The following is a 19,307-nucleotide window of genomic DNA, read 5'->3' as shown; positions in this document are numbered from 1 at the left end:
CGATGAAACAAGCCAAGTTCTTTTTACTATAGTGCAAATCTATAAATGAACAAGAGAGAAAATGTGAATAAAAGATTGAAAAGGAAAATAAATCTAAAGTTGGTGTTTTGCCCAAGCAGCAGGGGGAGTGCCCATGCTGCTATGTATGATTTTTTGTGATTACTTTAAAAATTTACGGCTCACCATAAATTGTTCTGTCGCTTCTAACAGACGTTGTGCATAGACTTCTTGTTTAGCCGTGAGCCAACCTAAAACAAACCAGTCGCTGGCTTCAAGTTCCGTTTGCTGAATATATTGTGCAGAAGATGCCAAAATTTGATATTCCTGTGCAGCCAGTTGCGCATCATTCAGGGCTTTACTATATTTTTGCAAATTTTTCACATCATAAATATGTGTTAAAACTGGGAAGCTAAATTTAAGTTCCTGAATACGCAAAGCCAGCTGATCTAAACTTTCAAAGTCATGAATATTGCTTTGCTGTAGTTGTTCATGCAGCTGTTTATATTGTTGTTGCAGGGTATTCTGTGCTGCAGTTTTTAAGTCAATACCTGTGCTGTCGTTTGGTGCCAAACTAAACATGAGCAATTCTAAATAGTGATGCACATTTTGCGTTGAGCGGACTAAGTTGACCAGTTTTTCCTGTGCATACAGTGTGTCTTTTTTCAGGTTTTCTGCTGTGGTTGGATTCTGTAAAAAAGCACCCAGTGTGGCCTGCATGTGTTCTAAGTGCTGCAAATGGTCAAAATGCTGTTTAAAAGCTGCAATTTGCATGGCCCATTTATCACCCAAATGTTTAGACCAGTCTTTAAATAACGACAGGGTGAATTGTAAATGCTGCAAGGCAAGCTGTGCCTGATCAATATGACTTTGCTCCGCCACTTGTGCAGAAATAGCGGCAATATTAGGCAACAAATGCTGTAATTGTTGTGCAATCAAGAGGCGTAAATTTTGGTCTGCATTGTCCTTTTTGCTAAAGTGGAATTCTTTAGCTAATGTTGCAGGGCTGACTTTTTGTTGTACCGAAAGTAAATGTCCAATTTCTGCTTTATTCCGTACATCTAACCACAAATGGAATTTTTTTACCCATTCAAAGCTGAAGGCTAACAGGTGCTGAATCGAACCTTGTTTAAGCTCAAATTCAACTTCGTGTACCTCAACTTCTGAATCTGCACAACGAATCTTGCCAACGTCTAAACTGATTTCAATATCAGTATCTTCTAACGTCATCACCCGTGAGGTACGTTGAATATCCGTTTCAAATTGAAGCTGTAATTGATCGAATTTTGTGCCCAAAGCATGCTGTAAAATTGCCTGTGCTTCTGGAGTATTTTGATAAATGTGCAGATCAAGCTGTGGAGGAGTGTCTTGTATCTCTGTTGTTTCGAGCGGGTGGTTATGTTCAAAACTGTGAAAATGACTTTGTCCTGCAGCTTTCAACGTTTGAATCCATTGTTGGCCTTCTAAACGCTGTCTAAGGGCTACTCCGTGTTGTGCTAAATCATGAGTTGGTGTATCAAAATACAAAGCTTTTAATGCAATTTGAGTGGATTTTTTAGGGTCTAAAGTTTTGAGTAAAGCAGTGCGGCGTGCGACTGGAATTTGAAATTTTAATTCAACTTCGACCATGAATGACGTCCTGAAAATAAAGCAAGCTACCATGAAGCAGCAAACATATTGGTATTATAAATTTGTGATAAAGCGCAAAATTTGAGTTTTGCAAAAGTGCCGTTGATTGTAACTAAAATCAGCAAAGATGTAAGACTTGACCTGATGCTTTTTCATGGGTTGGTTTTTATTTGAGCATCGTTTAGAGTGTGGTAATAAGCATAAGAATTCGCCCAAGCCAATTAACATCAGGAAGATGAACATGAACGCTGCATTAAAATCAGAATTTGAACCGACGCCAGAACCTGAGTTTGAATTGCCTATTCAAGACTACTCAACTTTTTATCGTTTTTATTTGACTGAACATCGCAATATCATGAGTCGTCGTTTGCACGTGGCGGGTAGCAGTATTGGGTTGTATTGTGTGAGCAAAGCGATACGGCATAAAAAAGCCAAATATGTGTTGTATGGCTTGGTTGCGGGCTATGCCTGTGCATGGGTTGGGCATTTTGTATTTGAAAAAAACAAACCTGCCAGTTTTAAACAACCTGTATATAGTTTCATTTCAGATTGGCGCATGTTTGCCGACGTATTACGCGGTCATTTAAGTTTACAAAACCGTGCTAAAGATAAAATTCCAAGTTGAATAAAAAGTATTTTTATACCATTTAGACAAAAAACTACCGATGTGTGATTATTTTCATAAAAAATGTACAAATTAAATTAATTTTTTCTTGAAATACTAGAGTGAATATTCTAATAATGTGTCTATCAAATTTAATATGACAATTTGATGACATTTGTGACTTTCCAAGCCTAGAGCGACCTTCTCTAGGCTTTTTTTATGGCTGTGCAATTTCGACTTAATATGAATAAAGATCAACTATCTAATACCTTTAAGCATAGCTTTTATAGGATGTAAGTTGGAGATAGCCTTAAAAAAAATTGCATTGAATACATTGTTTATTAAAAAATTTAGACACCCGATGATTTGTCGCACCCCCACATGCGCTCTGGCACAAACCCTCGGGTGTCTAATGGCTTACCTAAATATATTGTTATTATGTTAGGTAAACATTATGGATTGCTCAGTCTACATCACCAAGTATCCATATCTTATTGAACTTTTTACAGTTCTTGCTTTGTTTTGCGCAATTCAATTAAAACTAAATTTGCTAGATGCGGCTATCACTAGAATTGGGTATTTTTAAAATTTTTATCTCTATAAATGAAGCGCATAGCATTTGAGTAAATTTAGCTTTTATCCGCAGGCTTCTGCCGTAGTGCATCCGAATATGTCATAATGCGCGCATTGTATTTTGTGTGGTTGGGATGATGCGCGGTTTATATTTGATTACCAATGATGATCCGATTGAACTTCTGTTGGCAAAGCTGGAAGGAGCAATGGCAACCGCAGAAGTGGCAGTATTGCAATATCGCCGTAAAAATGTGCCGAAAGAACAGCAGGCTTACGAAATTGAATATATGAAATCGATGTGTGATCAATACAAAGTTCCTTTTGTGATTAATGATGATCTTGAAACAGCGGTTAAATATGGCGTTGGCGTGCATTTGGGCCAAGACGATGGTTCAATTGTTGAAGCGGTCGCGCGTTTACCTAAAAATGTTCTGATTGGTCGCAGTTGTAATAACTCATTGAAACTGGCGGAACAAGCCATCGCCGATGGTGCTAACTACGTGGCATTCGGCGCAGTCTATCCAACACCAACCAAACCAGAAGCGAGTCAGGTCAGCCTAGATACCATTCAGCATGCTAAGCAAAATTTGAATGTGCCTATTTGTGTCATTGGTGGTTTAACGGTCGAAAATAGTCAACCTGTGATTGATGCAGGTGTAGATTTGTGTGCAGTAGTGAGTGATGTATTGGATCGTCCGATGCACACCGTTGCACAGCGAGTTTATGATTGGTCTGCTCTTTTTAATGCAGAAGCCTAATTTTTAATTTTATCTTTTAAGTTGAGTGCCTCCATGAGCTTATCTCCAAAGCAAGAACAATTGTTTAAACAAGCCAATAAACATATTCCAGGTGGGGTCAATTCACCTGTACGTGCATTTAATGGGGTAGGTGGAACCCCTGTGTTTATTGAAAAAGCCAAAGGTGCTTATTTGTATGATGTCGATGGCAAACGCTATGTTGACTATGTTGGTTCTTGGGGACCAATGATTTTAGGGCATGCACATCCTGCAATTATTCAGGCAGTGCAAGCTGCGGCAGAAGATGGTTTGAGCTTTGGTGCGCCAACTGTGCATGAAACAACCTTGGCCGATATTATTTGTGAAATCATGCCTTCAATTGAATTGGTGCGTATGACCAACTCAGGTACAGAAGCGACCATGACTGCAATTCGCTTGGCGCGTGGTTATACAGGCCGTGACAAAATTGTGAAATTTGAGGGCTGTTATCATGGTCATTCAGATTCTTTGTTAGTAAAAGCAGGTTCAGGACTTTTGACCAGTGGTGAGGGCGAGGCGACTTCTGCGGGTGTGCCTGCCGATTTTGCTAAACACACCTTAACCCTTCCATACAACGACATTGCAACCTTAAAAGAATGTTTTGCAAAATTCGGTGCTGAAATTGCAGGTGTAATTGTTGAACCTGTTGCGGGCAATATGAACTTAGTGAAACCAATCGATGGTTTCCTGCAAGCCATTCGTGATGTGTGTGATGAACATGGTTCAGTCTTTATTATTGATGAAGTAATGACTGGTTTCCGTGTTGGTTTAGGTGGTGCTCAGGCACATTATGGTGTTAAACCTGACTTGACCACATTGGGTAAAATTATTGGTGCAGGCCTACCAGTGGGCGCTTTCGGAGGTAAGCGTGAAGTGATGGAATGTATCGCACCATTAGGCAAAGTGTATCAAGCCGGTACTTTGTCGGGTAACCCATTGGCCATGCGTGCAGGCATTGAAATGTTCAAACATTTACGTGCCGAAGGTTTTTATGAAAAGCTAACCGCACAACTGGAAAAATTGCTTACAGGCTTGCAAGCTGCAGCAGATGAAGTCGGTATTCCATTCAAGACGCAACAAGTTGGTGCGATGTTTGGTTTGTACTTTACCGATCAAGAAGACATCACTAGTTTTGATTCTATGCTGAAATGTGATGTAGATGCTTTCCGTAAGTTTTTCCACGGTATGTTGCAACGTGGTGTGAACTTGGCACCATCTGCATTTGAAGCAGGCTTTATTTCATCTGCACACAGTGATGAAGATATTGCTTTCACCATTCAAGCAGCGAAAGAAACATTTGCGGAAATGAAAGCTTAAACATTTTATTTTTGCAAAACATTAGGCCCGAATTCGTTCGGGCTTTTTTATACGACTTTGATTAAGAGAAATAGCGAGATGCAAACCAAACATTATTTGACTTTAAGCGATGCGGAATTTTTATTAGACCAAGCCCATCAATACTCAATTCAGAATAACTTTAATGTCAGTATTGCAGTGGTCGATGAAACAGGTTCTGCTTTGGCGATGAAACGTATGGATGGTGCATCGCCAATGACAGCAAGTTTGAGTTTGGAAAAAGCCAAGTGTTCTGCGCTCAGCCGTTGCCCAACTAAATTGTTGGAAGATTTGATTAAAAATGGACAATTAGGTTTTCTCAGCCTAGACAGTTTTTCAGGCATGCTCGAAGGTGCTGAGCCGATTATCTATCAAGAGCAATTGGTGGGTGCAATAGGTGTGTCTGGCGTCAAGTCATTTGAAGATGCGGAAATTGCTCAGGTGGCGATTGAGAAGTTTTTGGCGCAGCAAAGCTAATTCAAAATAGAAATTGATTAGCTCAATTCAATAAACTCAACTAAAGTTGTTCCAACATGAAGCGTGGAACCTGACAAATCATTAAAAAAGCCCACTCAGGTATGAATGGGCTTTTTGGAATGCTGTAAGAGTGTGATTTATATGGAATAAAAAATTGAATTGCGTATAAGCTGTACTATGTTAATTTTAGGGAAATTAAATAATTGATGAACAATGAAATTGAAAGTCTAGAGCCTTAATAATTTAAAAGCTGATAGCATTATTTGAAGAGTTTGATTTAAAAATTTGGGAAAAATCATATAAGAATATGCTCTTATGTCTTCAAGAAGATCCCGATTATGCAAAGTATCAATTGCGTATTAGTTTTGGTGGAATGGGATCAATTAATGATCTCATCTTACATAGTGATGGAATTCCTATTATTAAAGAAAATAACTATTTAAATGAATTAAGAAACAAATTGTATGCTTATTTAACATAATGTCTGTATGGGACATTTCTATTTGGTTTTAAGGTAGGACATTTCTACTTGGGAATAACATATGATAATGAAGGTTTGGAAAATAACATCAAAAAGATAACTCAATTGTAAACTACAATAAACATCGAATGATTGAAGTATTACTTTGTTTTTAAGAGCCGCTCATGTTTTACCCCATGCCTAAAAAAATCCAATTGGCAGCATCACAAGCCAAATGGTCACTGCATGCATCTACTTCAGTTTTAGTGTTAGTCGGTTTACACCATATCAGAAGTTTGTCTGGGGCTTTAGAAAGCCAACTCATGCAGCATCTGATTCAAATTAGCAACAAAGCCAAAGCACTTGATATTCCAATTGTCGATTTATATGGCGATGATCTGATTCAAGGGATGCAGCAACTTGGAGAATATGCAGCGAGTCATCCACAGCTTATTTTTGCAGGGCAGATCACACCCGCTTTGAAACAGGTTTTGCCTTATTTGCAAAGTGTCACAGAAACAATTTGTGTGGTGGATGACGCCATTTTATTGTCCAATTTAGAGCAGCATATTCAATGGATTGATACTATTTCCAAGCAAGGCTTACATCATGTAAATAGCTATACGCTGAATCGTTTATGGAGTTTAACTGCACCATCCGACTATGTTCTTTCCCCTAAAGGAATTTTGCTCGCTCTTGCAGAACAGCTCAATATGGAAGCCTTAGAAATTGATCCACATGTTGCTTTAAAAGATTATGGGCTCGATTCTGTGGCAATAGTCAGCTTAGTTGGATTGTGGCGAGCCAATGGCGCCAATATCCGTTATGAAGATTATCAACCGAGCTTAAATTTGTTGCAATTGCTGCAGATTTTAAAGTCACCCATATCATCTACGTCATAAAAACACATTTCTAAAAGTGGTCTGATTTAAAATCCAGCAGATTGTCGGATTCAGGAATGTAAATCGGAAAATTCATCTGGAATTCGCAAATTTTGCATTGTAATTCTGTGTCAGGCTTTTTATCATTGCCGCCTTATTTTCACGATCGGCCTGGAATTGAAATTGAGTAATTTTCTAAGCGAACACCTGATTCATCGTGATGATGAGTTTATGGTGATACATAAACCCGCAGGTCTACTCACAGTTCCAGGTAAAACAGTCGATTTGCAAGATTGTCTGATTAGTCGTTTAGTTAAAATTGAACCACGTACTTTGCTGATACATCGCTTAGATCGTGATACTTCTGGCATTTTGGTTTTTGCTTTAAGCAAATGGGCGCAAAAGCGAATTTCACGTCAGTTTCAAGAGCGCCAAACCGACAAAACCTATCAAGCATTGGTAGCAGGGCAACTGCAAGGTGAAGGCACTGTAGATGTGCCTGTGGTGTATGATCCTGCACATCCTCCATTACATATTGCCGATGCAACCCATAACAAACCAGCTTTAACGCATTGGCGTGCGTTGGAACAGTTTGAATTGCAGGGGCAAACCGTGACCCGTGTAGAGCTAACTCCGATTACAGGGCGTTCACATCAACTGCGGGTGCACATGCAATATTTAGGTCATCCGATTATTGGCGATACCTTATATGCTACGCCAGAACAACAACAACTCATGCCGCGTTTGTGTTTACATGCTGCCGAATTGAGTTTTTTGCATCCGCAAACTGAACAACGTGTGCAGTTTGTTTGCCCAGTCCCATTTTAAGCTAAAAAGATTATGTAAAGCCTGTGCTTTAGGCTCTCTTTTTAGTGCGCTTTATGTCAAAATATATTGCTATACGCACTGAATTTTTGCTCAAATACTCATCAAGTTTTGCGCAAAAATTTATACGTCCTAACTTCTAAATAAAGGTGGAAAAATTGCAGCAGTTTGCTATTGGTCAACGTTGGTTATCAGACACAGAAACAGAATTAGGACTAGGTGTTCTGATTGATGTAGATGAGCGATCGGTCAGCATTTTATTCCCTAAAAGTGATGAAACCCGTGTCTATGCACGCAACAATGCACCTTTATCGCGTATTATTTTTAATGTAAATGATGAAGTTCAAGACCAAGAAGGCAATCTGTGGACGGTTGAATCTGTAGAAGACCGCCATGGGGTGCTGCGCTATAACGTCGGACGCCGTTTAGCCGATGGCACAGAAGAACATAAATCACTGAATGAAACCCGTATAGGGGCCAGTATTCAACTGTCTAAACCTTTAGACCGCTTGCTTGCCAGCCAAATTGATTATAAAGAATGGTACGACCTGCGTATTGAAGCGATGTTGATGCAAGCCAATATGCAAAGCAGTCCATTACGAGGCTTGGTCGGTTCACGTGTCGGTTTAATTCCGCATCAGCTTTATATTGCACATGAAGTGGGTAAGCGTTTTGCACCACGCGTACTGTTAGCAGATGAAGTTGGTTTGGGTAAAACCATTGAAGCAGGTTTGATTATCCATCAGCAACTCAAAACAGGGCGTGCAGAACGTATCCTGATTTTGGTGCCAGATTCTCTGCAATATCAGTGGATGATTGAAATGCGTCGCCGTTTCAATCTGCAATTCTCTTTGTTTGATCTAACCCGCACAGCATCTATTAAAGAACATGACCCTGACCTGAATCCATTTTTAACTGAACAATGTATTATTGCTTCAGTCGATTTAATGATTGACCACGATGATTTACGTGAGCAAGCCCTAGAAGCCGGTTTTGATTTGCTGGTGGTGGATGAGGCGCATCACTTAATGTGGAGCGAAGAAGAAGGCGGCAATGACCGCTATGATCTGGTCGAAGAGTTAGCAGAACAAACGGCAGGGGTGTTATTACTCACAGCAACGCCTGAACAATTGGGTGTAGAAAGCCATTTTGCACGTTTACGCTTGCTTGACCCACAACGTTTTAGTTCACTAGATCGTTTCTTGGATGAAGAAGCACAATATCAACATACGGCAAAAATTGCTGAAGTGTTAATGTCAGATACTGCATTGGAAGAAAACCATTTTGCAGCATTGGAAGGTTTGTTGGGACATCGCATTGAAGATAATACCGAGCAGCGTTTCCGTGCTATCCACGAATTATTAGATCGTCACGGTACAGGGCGTATTTTGTTCCGTAACACGCGTGAAGCAATTCAAGGTTTCCCAGGTCGTGATTGTCAGCCTGCGCCATTGGCTGCACCAGAAAACTGGTCTAAAGATGGTAAATTACGTGAACAAATGTGGCCAGAAGAAGCACAGCTCGATGGTAGCTGGATGGAAACTGACCCACGTGTGATGTGGTTAATGGAGCGTTTGCGCAGCGATTTAAAACACAAAAAAGTGCTTTTAATTGCGCGTAGCGGCCCTGTAGTAGAGGCGCTTGAAAATGCGCTGCGCCTACATGCAGGTATTCGTACAGCAATGTTCCATGAAGGTATGAGCTTACTTGAGCGTGACCAAGCGGCAGCGTATTTCGCAGAAGACTCTTACGGCGCACAAATTTTATTGTGTTCTGAAATTGGTTCTGAAGGACGTAACTTCCAGTTTGCCTCAGACCTGATTTTGTTTGACCTGCCAGCCAACCCAGATGTATTGGAGCAACGTATCGGTCGTTTAGACCGTATTGGTCAGGAAAACCGTATTCAGATTCATGTGCCATATTTAATTGGTACAGCACAAGAACGTATGTTCCGTTGGTACAACGAAGCACTTAATATTTTCAGCAACATTTCCCCAACTGCACAAACCTTACAAGAAAACTTTATTGTCGATTTAAAAGACTGCTTACTTGCAGATTTGGGACAACAGTTTGAAGATTTATTGGAAGCAGTAAGCGTACAGCGAGAAGCGTTGGAAGCAGAATTACAAGCAGGCCGAGATCGTTTGTTGGAGTACAACTCATGCCGTCCTGTGGTAGCACAAGAAATTGTGCAGGCACTTGAAGAGTATGATGACAATACCACTTTGCCAATATTTATGAAGCGCTTTATGGCCTCGACCAATATTGACTTCGATGAGCAAAGTAACGGTACAGTGATTATTAAACCTACGGATCAAATGCAAGTTCAAGGTTTGACTTTAGACGAAGAGGGCATGACTGCGACTTTTTATCGTGATCAGGCACAAATTCGTGAAGATGCGCAATATCTAACACTAGAGCATCCATTCACAGAAAGTGTGATGGAAATGATCAATACTCAAGGGTTCGGTAGTACTAACGTTGCAGTATTAAAATCTGCTGCCTTGCCACAAGGTTCGATATTACTGGAAGTTTGGTTTAAAGTGGATGTAATTGCACCGAAAGCGCTGAACTTGCCATCGAGTCTGCCGCAGCAACTTGTTCGTGTTTTATTGAGTGAAAAAGGTCAGGACTTATCGCAAAAAATTGCACCTGAAATTTTAAAACCTTATTTACATCATTTAGATGGCAACAGTTGCCGCCAAGTGGTGAAAGCACGCCGCGATGTAATCGAAGCACGTTATACACAAGCCTTGGAATTGGCCAAAGCTGCGTTGCCTGAATTTAAGCAACAAGCCAAAGATGTATATAGCAAAAAATGGCAATACGAAATTGACCGTTTAAGCTATTTAAAGCAATTTAACCCAAGTATTCGTGAAGATGAAATTACACGCTTACAGAAATTGCAAAAAGAAGGTTTGAGTTTGTTGGATGGTTTGTCGGTTACGCCTGAAGCCATTCAGGTGATGGTGGTGGTTAAGCCATAATCAGTGACAGTAAATCTGTATCTACTGTATCCATAATAAAGCGCCTTCGGGTGCTTTATTTTTTGACTTTAGTTGTGTCATGCAGGTTTTGCTATTTAGGGTTTGTCATTTAATCTGTGTCTGTTGCATCACCTAGTAGAAAGTAGGTATTGAGTAAATATTCGACTTCTGCCTCAAAGTTAGCATCGGGTTTGATCATATAAAATAAATGACTCAATTGTTTAAATTGAGGATGATCCTGAGATAGCATCACGATTACATTATAAAAACGCTGTTGCCCACGTTGTAAAAAGGCTTGTTGTAACTTTTCAAAAGAAACATTTTCTAGCGTTGGTTGTTTGAGGGCAATGGCACCGCAGTGAGGTTGAATTTCAGGTAAATTTTCTAAAATATAATTTGCCTCTATACCTTCAGCGACAATCACTTCAGGTTTATGCTTTTGACAGAGTGCTAAGATGTGTCGCTGAATAGAGGCAGCATTTTGTGATACATCGAGGCTGAATTGTTGTTGCGGTTGTGCATCGTTCGTGTCATCAAGAAAGAGCATATTTTTCCTTTAGTTTGTTGTTATTACACTATTATCATAGAAAGTTTGGGATTTATTGTCGAATTTCTGCGTCATAAAGTGACGTTGTGGTTTTCTGCTTAGTAAATTATGCTGTATATCAAAACAGATTCATTCCAAATAAAAAATCAGCTTTGTATTCACAAAGCCGCTTTGATAGAGAGGAGCAAAGTTTAGATTTATCGAATTTTAGCTTCATCCAAATGACGTGCGCCTTCTAAAATCATACGAATCATAATCATGGTTTGTTCGGCGGTTTCTTTACGTTCAGCCGTGGGCATATCAATCACTTTGGCGCCCATATTAAACACCAGTTGAGTAATCGCTTTGGCTGCAATATCAGGATGCGCCAGCTTACTGTTATTTAAGCGTTCTAGACGAATTAAATCATCCTGCAATTCTTGTTGGAAGTAGTTCAATTGACGCTCTACTGCCAGTTTATATGGAATTGAACCTGTATACCCTTCACGTAATAACAGACTTAAATTGCCTTCATCGGTATCTAATTGTTCAATAAATACTTCAACCGAGCTGCGAATAATACTGTTTTGTTTAGATGCTTTTAAGCGTGCTTGATGCAAAATTTGACGTAAGACCACACCTGCACGATCAATCAACTCAATTGCAAGTTCATCTATATCTTTAAAATGACGATAAAAACTGTTTGGTGCAATGCCTGCTGCACGTGCAACTTCACGTAAACTTAACGAGGCGATACTTTTCTGTGGGCCAATTAAATTTAATGCTGCCTGAAATAGCTCTTGTTTGGTAATGGTGGCTTTTCGCCCAACCGTACGCACGACAAGAGGCTCACGAACCGTTTCAGATTCTGGGAAAGTCACATCATGGTTTGTTTTCATGGCAGGTTGAGTCATATTTTCAATAATTTATAAGCTTAGAGGCATTATAGCGGCTGCGCTAGTACTTGTGAAATGATTAGAAACAATACAAGTGTATATACAAATATATATACATGTGTATAATAATTAAAATTTCATCGGGTGGTGCTGAATCATGCAGCTAACTGAAAAAAGAAAATCTCCCCTTAGTAGTCTTGCAACGGCTGTGTTAGACCCTTATGCAGCAAACTTCTGGTTGCAAAAAGTAAATCCTTTATGGTCGGTGAATCAGTCACTCGGCAAAATTGTAAAAAAAGAGCAAACCGCAAAAGATGTGGTGAGTCTCACACTACAAGTCAATAAAAAGTTTCAAATGGGTGCAGCAGGTCAGCATCATCCAGTTTATGTAAACATTCAAGGTGTACGCTATGAGCGAACTTATAGTTTGACTCAGTTAGATGCACAACATGTTTTATTGACCGTGAAAAAGGTCGATCAGGGCAAAGTCAGTACATGGCTGGTTGAGCAGGCTAAGTTGGGCGACACATTAGAATTTGGTGCACCTTATGGCGACATGCAATTGCCTGCTCAAACGCAGCCTTTAATCTTATTGGCAGCGGGCAGTGGCATTACGCCAATGTACAGCTTCATTCAGAATTTGGTGCAGTCAGGCCGTTTGGGTGGTACTTCAATTCATTTACTGTATTGGGTTAAAACCTTTGCAGATGCAGCTTTTAAAGCACAATTCGAAGCTTGGGCAGAGCAATTTCCTAACTTTACATTGCAAGTATTTTATACCCAAGAGCCGAGTTTGAAACACAGTCGTTTAAATGCGGAACATCTACAAGACTTGGCAAATATGGATCAGAGCACCGTATTTGCATGTGGCCCATCTGGTTTTACTACTCAGGTTGAACAACTGTTTACTCAGGCTGCTGTGGTTAAAACTGAAGCTTTTAGCATGACCCCTGTTTTAGGGGACGATGTGGGCTTGGTACAAGTCACCTTAACTAAATCTAAAAAGATTGTGACCATTCCAAAAGGCAAATCAATTTTAGAAAGCCTAGAGCAGCAAAATATCAAACCGAAATATGGTTGCCGCATGGGTATTTGCCATAAATGCGTATGTAATAAAGCTGAAGGCTCAACAAAAAACTTGGTAGATAGTGTTCAAAATAGTGAACCAAATAACCAGTTAAAAATATGTGTTAACTCAGCACAAACAGATTTAATTATTGATTTATAAGCGAGTTTCGATTATGAATATGCCAGTGAAAATAGAATACTTTCGCAATCCTAAAAACCGTGAACTCACTCAATTAGAATTAGATGAGCTTGCACGTGAATTAGATGCTATTAAACAAGAAGTTTTGGATGATATTGGCGAAAAAGATGCGAAATACATCCGCCGTGTTTACTCAACGATTCGTTATAGCTCAATGGCAGGTCGTGCCTTATTGTTTGCTGGTTGGTTTCCGCCAGCATGGGTATTGGGTACAGGGCTATTAGGCTTTGCCAAAATCATGGAAAACATGGAGTTAGGCCATAACGTCATGCACGGTCAATATGACTGGATGAATGATCCTAAATTCAATGGCGCAAGCTATGAATGGGATACTGTGGGTACTTCAGACAACTGGCGTCAAACCCATAACTTCAAACATCATACCTATACCAATATTAAAGGCATGGATGATGATATTGGTTATGGTTTAGTGCGTTTGTTCCCAGAACAGCGTTGGAGATCGGGCTATTTATTACAACCTTTATATAGTATCCCGTTCTGCTTATTGTTCCAGTGGGGCGTTGCGATTCAGAATTTAGAAATTGGTAAAATTTTGAATGGCCGAAAAAGCAAAGCACAAGCTAAAAAAGAATGGCAGCCAATGCAGAAGAAAATTGGCAAACAATTGTTCAAAGACTATGTGTTTTTCCCACTAATTGCTGGGCCATCAGCTCTGCCAGTATTTACAGGTAATTTGGTTGCGAATGGTATTCGTAATATTTGGACATTTAGTATTATTTTCTGCGGTCACTTTACTAAAGATGTAGAAGTGTTTCCAAAGTCAGTCATGCAAAATGAAAGCCGTGGACATTGGTATATGCGTCAAATTCGTGGTTCATCTAATCTTACAGGTTCAGAAGCATTCCACATTTTGACAGGGCATTTAAGCCATCAAATTGAACACCATTTGTACCCAGATGTGCCTGCGCGTCGTTATCGTCAAATGGCGCCAAAAGTGCAAGCTGTGTGTGAAAAATATGGCTTGAACTACAACAATGCTAGCTTGGTTAAGCAATACGGCAGTGTATTAAAACGTATTGTGAAATATGCTTTTCCATTCAAGAAATAAGCATGAATATCATTTATGAAATTTTAGATTAGTAAGTGATTCATCAAACAGTGATAAATATATCTTTAATGATATAGAAAAGCGGCTTAGATGAGCCGCTTTTTTTATGTGGTAATCCCCCCCTAAAAATAATACTTTTACTAGGCTTTATCAAGCCAGTTTTTTATAAGCCATAATTTCAGGTAAGGTTTGATCTACACCGACCATATATGGATGGGTTGCTAAACTCAGCATAGCTTCATCTTCATCACTATTGCCATACGCATAAATAGCAGCATAATTTTTTAAATCATACTGTTCTAAAATCCGAATTTGCTTTTGTTCCCGACTACAATCAGGTGTTGAATATTGCCCTGTAAATTGCTGACTTTCAATTTCTGTTTCGGTACAAATCAAACCAACATTTAATTGCTGACAAATATACTGCAAATAAATATCCACACTCGCAGAAACCACCACCACATCATCACCATTGAATTGATGTTGCTTTAATTGTAGTAATAGTTGTGGGTTTAGATCATGCATTAAATCTGCTGCATAGCGTTGTGCAAGTGCTAATATTTCAGTTGTACTTGCATCTTTAAACATAGCATTAAATAATTTAGGGCGCATGGCATGTGCAGGATAGACTTTTAAATAAAAGGCCTGAATCCACGGTAAGGTTTTTAAACCTTGTTTGATAATGTGTCGTTTAGACAAGGCATAGAAAATGAACCCCGTAAAACTGTCTTTGCTGCACAGGGTGCCATCAAAATCAAATAAGGCTAGATTTTTATATTTTTGGCTTTTTGTATGCATGTTTTATAACGTCCATTGACTCGTGTTGCGAACCAATTGGTGTTGTAATCTCGACTCAGTTTAGGCCCTGAAATCACCACTTGTGGCATCATGGCATAAAATGGCTCTTTGCCCGTTTGTGCTTTATAGAGTTTAGTGACAGCCAGATAGGTCGCAGTATCTTCAAATTTCTTTTCTTTTTCTTTTTTTAAGTCTGCACGAATTTGTCGTGGTGTAACCAAAATATTATGTTTAGCAAAAACAGCAATTAATTCACGTTCTGATTCACTCTTTGCATTACGCACACCGCCATCTTTAGCGTAAAGAAGTAAATCACCATCTAAATCGAGTTCAGCTTCGGTTAAATCATTCAGCATACTTTGGAATGCAGCATTGCGGCTCGAATACATGCCCGAGTTATAGTCAGCAAAACGGTATAGCGGTTGATCATAGTCAGCAGGGTACATCATTAAACGATGAATCCCATAATATAAGCCACCATACTGGGTATATAGATCACTGCGTAACTCTGCGATGTTACCACTTTGACGTTTATGCTCTTTGGCATAGCTAATATGCACTTGCATAGAACCTAAAGTGGTAATTGGATTAAGTTTTTCACCAATATTTTGACCAAACAGTTTGGCAGCACCTGTTAGTGCGGAAACATGATAATGCTTTGCCATGTAGTCAAAAATTTCACGGTATAGTTCATCTAATTCACGTTCAGTTTTTACCCGACGCATTTGACTCAAATAGTTATCTTCAGGGCTAGGGTGATTTTTCAGCACATCCTGAAAATAGCCTGCAACCGTACCGCCAATTGCTTCGCCCAGTTTATCTTTAAATTTTTCATCCAAACGATCTTGTACTTCTTTAACAGCTTTTTCGCCTAAACCATAAACTTGCGGGTCTGCTACAAAGTTGGATTCCTGATCAACCACAGCAATAATGGTGCACATATTTTCTTTGGTTTGTGGAATACCTAATTGCTCAGAAATATCATAAATATCTTTAGCCCAAGCACTGCGTTCACTGACACGGTTAGGAATCAGTTTGCGAATATGTTCTGCTTCCAAGGTTGGCTCATTGTCCTTAGACCACCATGCGCTGTCTCCACAGGCTGCTAAGCTTAAGTATAAGGCGAGCACGCTGAAGGGTTTCATCAAAGAAGTGAATACAGTGTCTTTCATAGATAGGGAAAACTCGTTCCAAATGGATGAGCCCAAAGGGCAGATGCAGTATACTATGCCAATCATTAAAGTTAAGAATATATATGTATATTGGTCCCTATCAACTGTCAAATAATTTGATTGTTGCCCCAATGGCAGGCGTTACTGATCGGCCATTTCGCTCACTGTGCAAATACTTTGGAGCTGGGCATGCAGTCAGTGAAATGATGACATCTGACAAAACTTTGCGCATGAGTAAAAAGAGTTTGTATCGTGCCAATTTTGATGGGGAGCTTGCGCCAATTTCTGCACAAATTGCAGGTTCAGATCCGCATGATTTAGCGGAAGCAGCACGCTATCAGGTGGCCAACGGGGCGCAAATTGTTGATATCAATATGGGCTGTCCTGCCAAAAAAGTCTGTAATAAATTGGCGGGGTCTGCCTTGTTGCAAGATGAAGATTTGGTGGCACGTATTTTAGACACAGTTGTTGCTGCGGTTGATGTACCTGTAACCCTTAAAACCCGTTTGGGTTTTTTAAATGGTCAGGAAAATATCTTACGTGTGGCAAAGCGTGCGGAACAAGCCGGTATTGCCGCTTTGGCTTTGCATGGTCGTACCCGTGAAGATATGTATTTAAATCATGCACGTTACTCACTGATTAAAGACGTGAAAAGTATGTTGCAGATTCCAGTCATTGCCAATGGTGATATAGATAGCCCTGAAAAAGCCAAATATGTACTAGATTACACAGGTGCTGATGCCATTATGATTGGACGTGCAGCACAGGGACGTCCGTGGATTTTTCGGGAAATTGCACATTATTTAGCAACAGGGGAGTTGCTTGCCGCACCGAGTATTGCAGAAGTTCAAAAAGTCTTATTGGGGCATTTAGCCGAGCTTTATGAGTTTTATGGGGAATATTCAGGTTGTCGAATTTCACGTAAACACATTGCTTGGTACACCAAAGGTTTACGTTCAAGTAATGAGTTTCGCCAAAACATGTATAAAGTTGAAAGTACTGCCGAACAATTTAAAGTGGTGGAGGACTACTTCAATCAGTTATTGGCACATGGTGAAATCATGAGTGATGTACAAGTAGAAAGTGTTAATTTACTGGATACTTGATTAGCATTTAAGATTTTGATTTTATAGTTAAAATTTCACTCTTAACCGCTTTGCTTGTTTAAAGCAGAGCGGTTGTATTCTTGTTTAATGTGCGTGAATCATCTCTAGCACCAATTGATTGATTAAATCTGCAGCTTCTAATTCACGAATTTGGCTAACATTACTGCCTGCCCAGAATGGCGCATAACCTTGCTCACCATGTTTGACTGCTGCTGCATGTAATTGTTTGGCGAGATCGTAAGTGTATGGATAGCTAGGCACAGCGATACGATTAGGTGTATCAATCTTTGTGTGCCAGTGATTAATCAAACCACGTGCAGGACGTCCAGAAATACTTTCTGTAATTTGGGTGATGTTTTGTTGGAACAAAGCTTGCCGATAAGCCGCATTGGCATTTGAACTTTTACATTGTACAAACGCAGTACCCAGTTGTACGGCAGATGCACCAAGGTTAAGCATGTGTTTGGCCTGCTGACCATTCATAATTCCACCTGCAGCGACCACAGGTGTTGTGCAATGCTGATGAATCAGTTGCACTAAATCACTGGTTTTCACAGCACTATCAAATGCCTGATTAAAAACACCTCTGTGCCCACCAGCTTCAATCCCTTGCGCAATAATAATATCAATTCCTGCTGCTTCAATCGCCTGAGCTTCGGCTAAATTTGTAGCAGAAACCATGGTGATGATTCCTGCATCTTTTAATGCTTGAATTTGATGCTCATGTGGAATTCCAAAATGAAAACTTACTGCTTGTGGTTGGGTTTCCAAAACCAGATTTAAATAATCATCATGGTCTTTAAAGCTTGGATAAATACATTTTAGTTGTGCAGGTGGGGTGACATCATATTGGGCAAAAATTGGCGCAAATTGTGTAATCCATGCCTGTGCAATCTGTTCATTGAGTGGTGTGGATTCATGGCAAAAGAAATTTACTTGAAATGAATTGTCGGTGAGGGCTTGAGTTTGAATGATTTGTTCACGCGCAGCTTCGACTGTATGTGCGCCTAAACCAAGCGAGCCTAATCCACCTTGATTAGAAACTTCTGCAGCAAGTTCAGGGGTTGAAACACCCGCCATTGGAGCAAGAAAAATAGGATGTTTTATATTCAGTTGTTTTAATAAAGCCATATTATTTACTCCAGTTTTTATCTACTTTGCCCAAGTCTATAAAAATTGGCAAATCATATTCATCATTTATTCTAGAAATATCAGCACTAAACTTTAACTATGTAGGAGGGGGAAAGTACAGGTTCGTTTTAGTCATTCTTTTCACTTTTTTTCAGGCATAATGTCTAACAAGTGTGAAATGATTGAGTAAATAAATGAAACCATTAGTTTACGGTGCTTTACTTACTGTGCTGGGTTTAGTGGCTTGTCGTGAAGAACCAAAAGTACAGCAAGTTGATCCTCAAAAATATCAGGTGCAGGATGCAGTAGCATTGCAGCAACGTATAGATGCTTTAAATACTAAATTAGCTCAAGATTTTAAGCAGTTCAAACAAGTGGAAAGCATTGCGTTTTCACATCAATTTCCATTAGATGTAAATAACCTGCGAAGTTTAAATCAGCATCTCGTGAGCAGTACTGCGTTGAAGCCGACTAAAATTGCATATTGTGACATGATGAATGGCTATTTTTCAGAGTTGTATCGGCTGGGGCATTACAATCTAGCGTTGCTAAAAGATGTGCAATTGCCGCAAGCTGAAAAAGAGAATTTGCCGGCTAACTTTGCAAGTCCTGAAGCATATTATGATTTTATTTTGAATCGCTATACCAGTTACCGACAAGTCCAGCAGACGATGGGTTATGGTTGCAATTTAAAGGCAGCTTTATAGTAGGCAATGGGAGCAATTAACTATAACTAAAAATATAGACAAATATTTGCATAAGTGCTCATTTTGTCTATGTCGATTCAGTAGTGGCAAG

General features: G+C 39.6%; 18 protein-coding genes. 12 read left to right on the top strand and 6 right to left on the bottom strand.

Going from position 1 to position 19,307, the window contains the following annotated elements:
• Positions 1-159: 159 nt before the first annotated feature.
• Entirely contained in the window at positions 160-1,626 is a 1,467-nt protein-coding gene (locus tag HHA43_RS10290) for a CYTH domain-containing protein (RefSeq protein ID WP_168417967.1), read from the bottom strand.
• Positions 1,627-1,867: 241 nt separating this feature from the next.
• On the opposite strand from HHA43_RS10290, the gene HHA43_RS10285 reads away from it, so the two are divergent.
• The 8 genes from HHA43_RS10285 to rapA all read left to right on the top strand — a co-directional run bounded on the left by HHA43_RS10285 (position 1,868) and on the right by rapA (position 10,544).
• Entirely contained in the window at positions 1,868-2,251 is a 384-nt protein-coding gene (locus tag HHA43_RS10285; protein WP_168417993.1) for a DUF962 domain-containing protein, read from the top strand.
• Between the two features lie 689 nt (positions 2,252-2,940).
• Positions 2,941-3,561 carry a thiamine phosphate synthase gene (gene thiE / locus HHA43_RS10280; RefSeq protein WP_168417966.1) on the top strand — a complete coding sequence of 207 codons (621 nt, stop codon included), beginning with the start codon at positions 2,941-2,943 and terminating at the stop codon, positions 3,559-3,561.
• 33 nt (positions 3,562-3,594) lie between these two features.
• Positions 3,595-4,896: a glutamate-1-semialdehyde 2,1-aminomutase gene (gene hemL / locus HHA43_RS10275; protein ID WP_168417965.1), complete on the top strand. Its 1,302-nt coding sequence runs from the start codon at positions 3,595-3,597 to the stop codon at positions 4,894-4,896.
• A gap of 78 nt (positions 4,897-4,974) precedes the next feature.
• Positions 4,975-5,391, top strand: a complete 417-nt coding sequence (locus tag HHA43_RS10270) for a GlcG/HbpS family heme-binding protein (protein ID WP_168417964.1) — start codon at positions 4,975-4,977, stop codon at positions 5,389-5,391.
• A 250-nt stretch (positions 5,392-5,641) separates the two neighbouring features.
• The gene (locus tag HHA43_RS13355; RefSeq protein WP_416224665.1) at positions 5,642-5,872 is read left to right on the top strand and encodes a DUF6966 domain-containing protein; all 231 of its coding nucleotides are present in this window, start codon (positions 5,642-5,644) and stop codon (positions 5,870-5,872) included.
• A gap of 164 nt (positions 5,873-6,036) precedes the next feature.
• Positions 6,037-6,753 carry an acyl carrier protein gene (locus HHA43_RS10265; protein ID WP_168461343.1) on the top strand — a complete coding sequence of 239 codons (717 nt, stop codon included), beginning with the start codon at positions 6,037-6,039 and terminating at the stop codon, positions 6,751-6,753.
• A 162-nt stretch (positions 6,754-6,915) separates the two neighbouring features.
• Positions 6,916-7,560, top strand: a complete 645-nt coding sequence (locus HHA43_RS10260) for an RluA family pseudouridine synthase (RefSeq protein ID WP_168461344.1) — start codon at positions 6,916-6,918, stop codon at positions 7,558-7,560.
• A gap of 146 nt (positions 7,561-7,706) precedes the next feature.
• Positions 7,707-10,544, top strand: coding sequence for an RNA polymerase-associated protein RapA (gene rapA / locus HHA43_RS10255; RefSeq protein ID WP_168461346.1), 2,838 nt, complete (start codon positions 7,707-7,709; stop codon positions 10,542-10,544).
• A 109-nt stretch (positions 10,545-10,653) separates the two neighbouring features.
• Here the strand turns inward: rapA and HHA43_RS10250 are convergent, their stop codons facing one another.
• Positions 10,654-11,091, bottom strand: a complete 438-nt coding sequence (locus HHA43_RS10250; RefSeq protein ID WP_168461348.1) for a hypothetical protein — start codon at positions 11,089-11,091, stop codon at positions 10,654-10,656.
• A 197-nt stretch (positions 11,092-11,288) separates the two neighbouring features.
• Positions 11,289-11,969 carry an HTH-type transcriptional repressor FabR gene (gene fabR / locus HHA43_RS10245; protein ID WP_168461349.1) on the bottom strand — a complete coding sequence of 227 codons (681 nt, stop codon included), beginning with the start codon at positions 11,967-11,969 and terminating at the stop codon, positions 11,289-11,291.
• Between the two features lie 154 nt (positions 11,970-12,123).
• Here fabR and HHA43_RS10240 point away from each other — a divergent pair, with 154 nt between their 5' ends.
• Positions 12,124-13,194 (top strand): ferredoxin reductase, encoded by a 1,071-nt coding sequence (locus HHA43_RS10240; RefSeq protein ID WP_168417958.1) that lies wholly within the window; start codon positions 12,124-12,126, stop codon positions 13,192-13,194.
• Between the two features lie 13 nt (positions 13,195-13,207).
• Positions 13,208-14,302: a fatty acid desaturase family protein gene (locus tag HHA43_RS10235; protein WP_168417957.1), complete on the top strand. Its 1,095-nt coding sequence runs from the start codon at positions 13,208-13,210 to the stop codon at positions 14,300-14,302.
• A gap of 150 nt (positions 14,303-14,452) precedes the next feature.
• Here HHA43_RS10235 and HHA43_RS10230 read toward each other — a convergent pair whose 3' ends face one another.
• Positions 14,453-15,100 carry an HAD-IB family hydrolase gene (locus tag HHA43_RS10230; RefSeq protein WP_168417956.1) on the bottom strand — a complete coding sequence of 216 codons (648 nt, stop codon included), beginning with the start codon at positions 15,098-15,100 and terminating at the stop codon, positions 14,453-14,455.
• Entirely contained in the window at positions 15,067-16,272 is a 1,206-nt protein-coding gene (locus tag HHA43_RS10225) for a DUF1615 family protein (protein WP_168461350.1), read from the bottom strand. The genes HHA43_RS10230 and HHA43_RS10225 overlap by 34 nt, the downstream gene beginning before the upstream one ends.
• Positions 16,273-16,355: 83 nt before the next feature.
• Between HHA43_RS10225 and dusB the strand changes: the two genes are divergently transcribed.
• Positions 16,356-17,378: a tRNA dihydrouridine synthase DusB gene (dusB, locus tag HHA43_RS10220; RefSeq protein WP_168461352.1), complete on the top strand. Its 1,023-nt coding sequence runs from the start codon at positions 16,356-16,358 to the stop codon at positions 17,376-17,378.
• A gap of 84 nt (positions 17,379-17,462) precedes the next feature.
• Here dusB and HHA43_RS10215 read toward each other — a convergent pair whose 3' ends face one another.
• Entirely contained in the window at positions 17,463-18,509 is a 1,047-nt protein-coding gene (locus tag HHA43_RS10215; RefSeq protein ID WP_168461353.1) for an NAD(P)H-dependent flavin oxidoreductase, read from the bottom strand.
• 194 nt (positions 18,510-18,703) lie between these two features.
• On the opposite strand from HHA43_RS10215, the gene HHA43_RS10210 reads away from it, so the two are divergent.
• Positions 18,704-19,216 carry a hypothetical protein gene (locus HHA43_RS10210; protein ID WP_104852169.1) on the top strand — a complete coding sequence of 171 codons (513 nt, stop codon included), beginning with the start codon at positions 18,704-18,706 and terminating at the stop codon, positions 19,214-19,216.
• Positions 19,217-19,307: the final 91 nt, after the last annotated feature.

The sequence above is a fragment of the Acinetobacter sp. A2 genome (genome assembly GCF_012371325.1).
Lineage (GTDB): Bacteria > Pseudomonadota > Gammaproteobacteria > Pseudomonadales > Moraxellaceae > Acinetobacter.
Note: the sequence above shows the minus strand (reverse complement) of the source record. Positions and strands in the feature narration are given on the sequence as shown.

What these genes read in the sequence shown, in the direction of transcription:
- HHA43_RS10290 (WP_168417967.1), bottom strand. Translation starts at nt 1,626, where the DNA reads ATGGTCGAAGTTGAATTAAAATTTCAAATTCCAGTCGCACGCCGCACT.
- HHA43_RS10285 (WP_168417993.1), top strand. Translation starts at nt 1,868, where the DNA reads ATGAACGCTGCATTAAAATCAGAATTTGAACCGACGCCAGAACCTGAG.
- thiE (WP_168417966.1), top strand. Translation starts at nt 2,941, where the DNA reads ATGCGCGGTTTATATTTGATTACCAATGATGATCCGATTGAACTTCTG.
- hemL (WP_168417965.1), top strand. Translation starts at nt 3,595, where the DNA reads ATGAGCTTATCTCCAAAGCAAGAACAATTGTTTAAACAAGCCAATAAA.
- HHA43_RS10270 (WP_168417964.1), top strand. Translation starts at nt 4,975, where the DNA reads ATGCAAACCAAACATTATTTGACTTTAAGCGATGCGGAATTTTTATTA.
- HHA43_RS10265 (WP_168461343.1), top strand. Translation starts at nt 6,037, where the DNA reads ATGTTTTACCCCATGCCTAAAAAAATCCAATTGGCAGCATCACAAGCC.
- HHA43_RS10250 (WP_168461348.1), bottom strand. Translation starts at nt 11,091, where the DNA reads ATGCTCTTTCTTGATGACACGAACGATGCACAACCGCAACAACAATTC.
- fabR (WP_168461349.1), bottom strand. Translation starts at nt 11,969, where the DNA reads ATGAAAACAAACCATGATGTGACTTTCCCAGAATCTGAAACGGTTCGT.
- HHA43_RS10240 (WP_168417958.1), top strand. Translation starts at nt 12,124, where the DNA reads ATGCAGCTAACTGAAAAAAGAAAATCTCCCCTTAGTAGTCTTGCAACG.
- HHA43_RS10235 (WP_168417957.1), top strand. Translation starts at nt 13,208, where the DNA reads ATGAATATGCCAGTGAAAATAGAATACTTTCGCAATCCTAAAAACCGT.
- HHA43_RS10230 (WP_168417956.1), bottom strand. Translation starts at nt 15,100, where the DNA reads ATGCATACAAAAAGCCAAAAATATAAAAATCTAGCCTTATTTGATTTT.
- HHA43_RS10225 (WP_168461350.1), bottom strand. Translation starts at nt 16,272, where the DNA reads ATGAAAGACACTGTATTCACTTCTTTGATGAAACCCTTCAGCGTGCTC.
- dusB (WP_168461352.1), top strand. Translation starts at nt 16,356, where the DNA reads ATGTATATTGGTCCCTATCAACTGTCAAATAATTTGATTGTTGCCCCA.
- HHA43_RS10215 (WP_168461353.1), bottom strand. Translation starts at nt 18,509, where the DNA reads ATGGCTTTATTAAAACAACTGAATATAAAACATCCTATTTTTCTTGCT.
- HHA43_RS10210 (WP_104852169.1), top strand. Translation starts at nt 18,704, where the DNA reads ATGAAACCATTAGTTTACGGTGCTTTACTTACTGTGCTGGGTTTAGTG.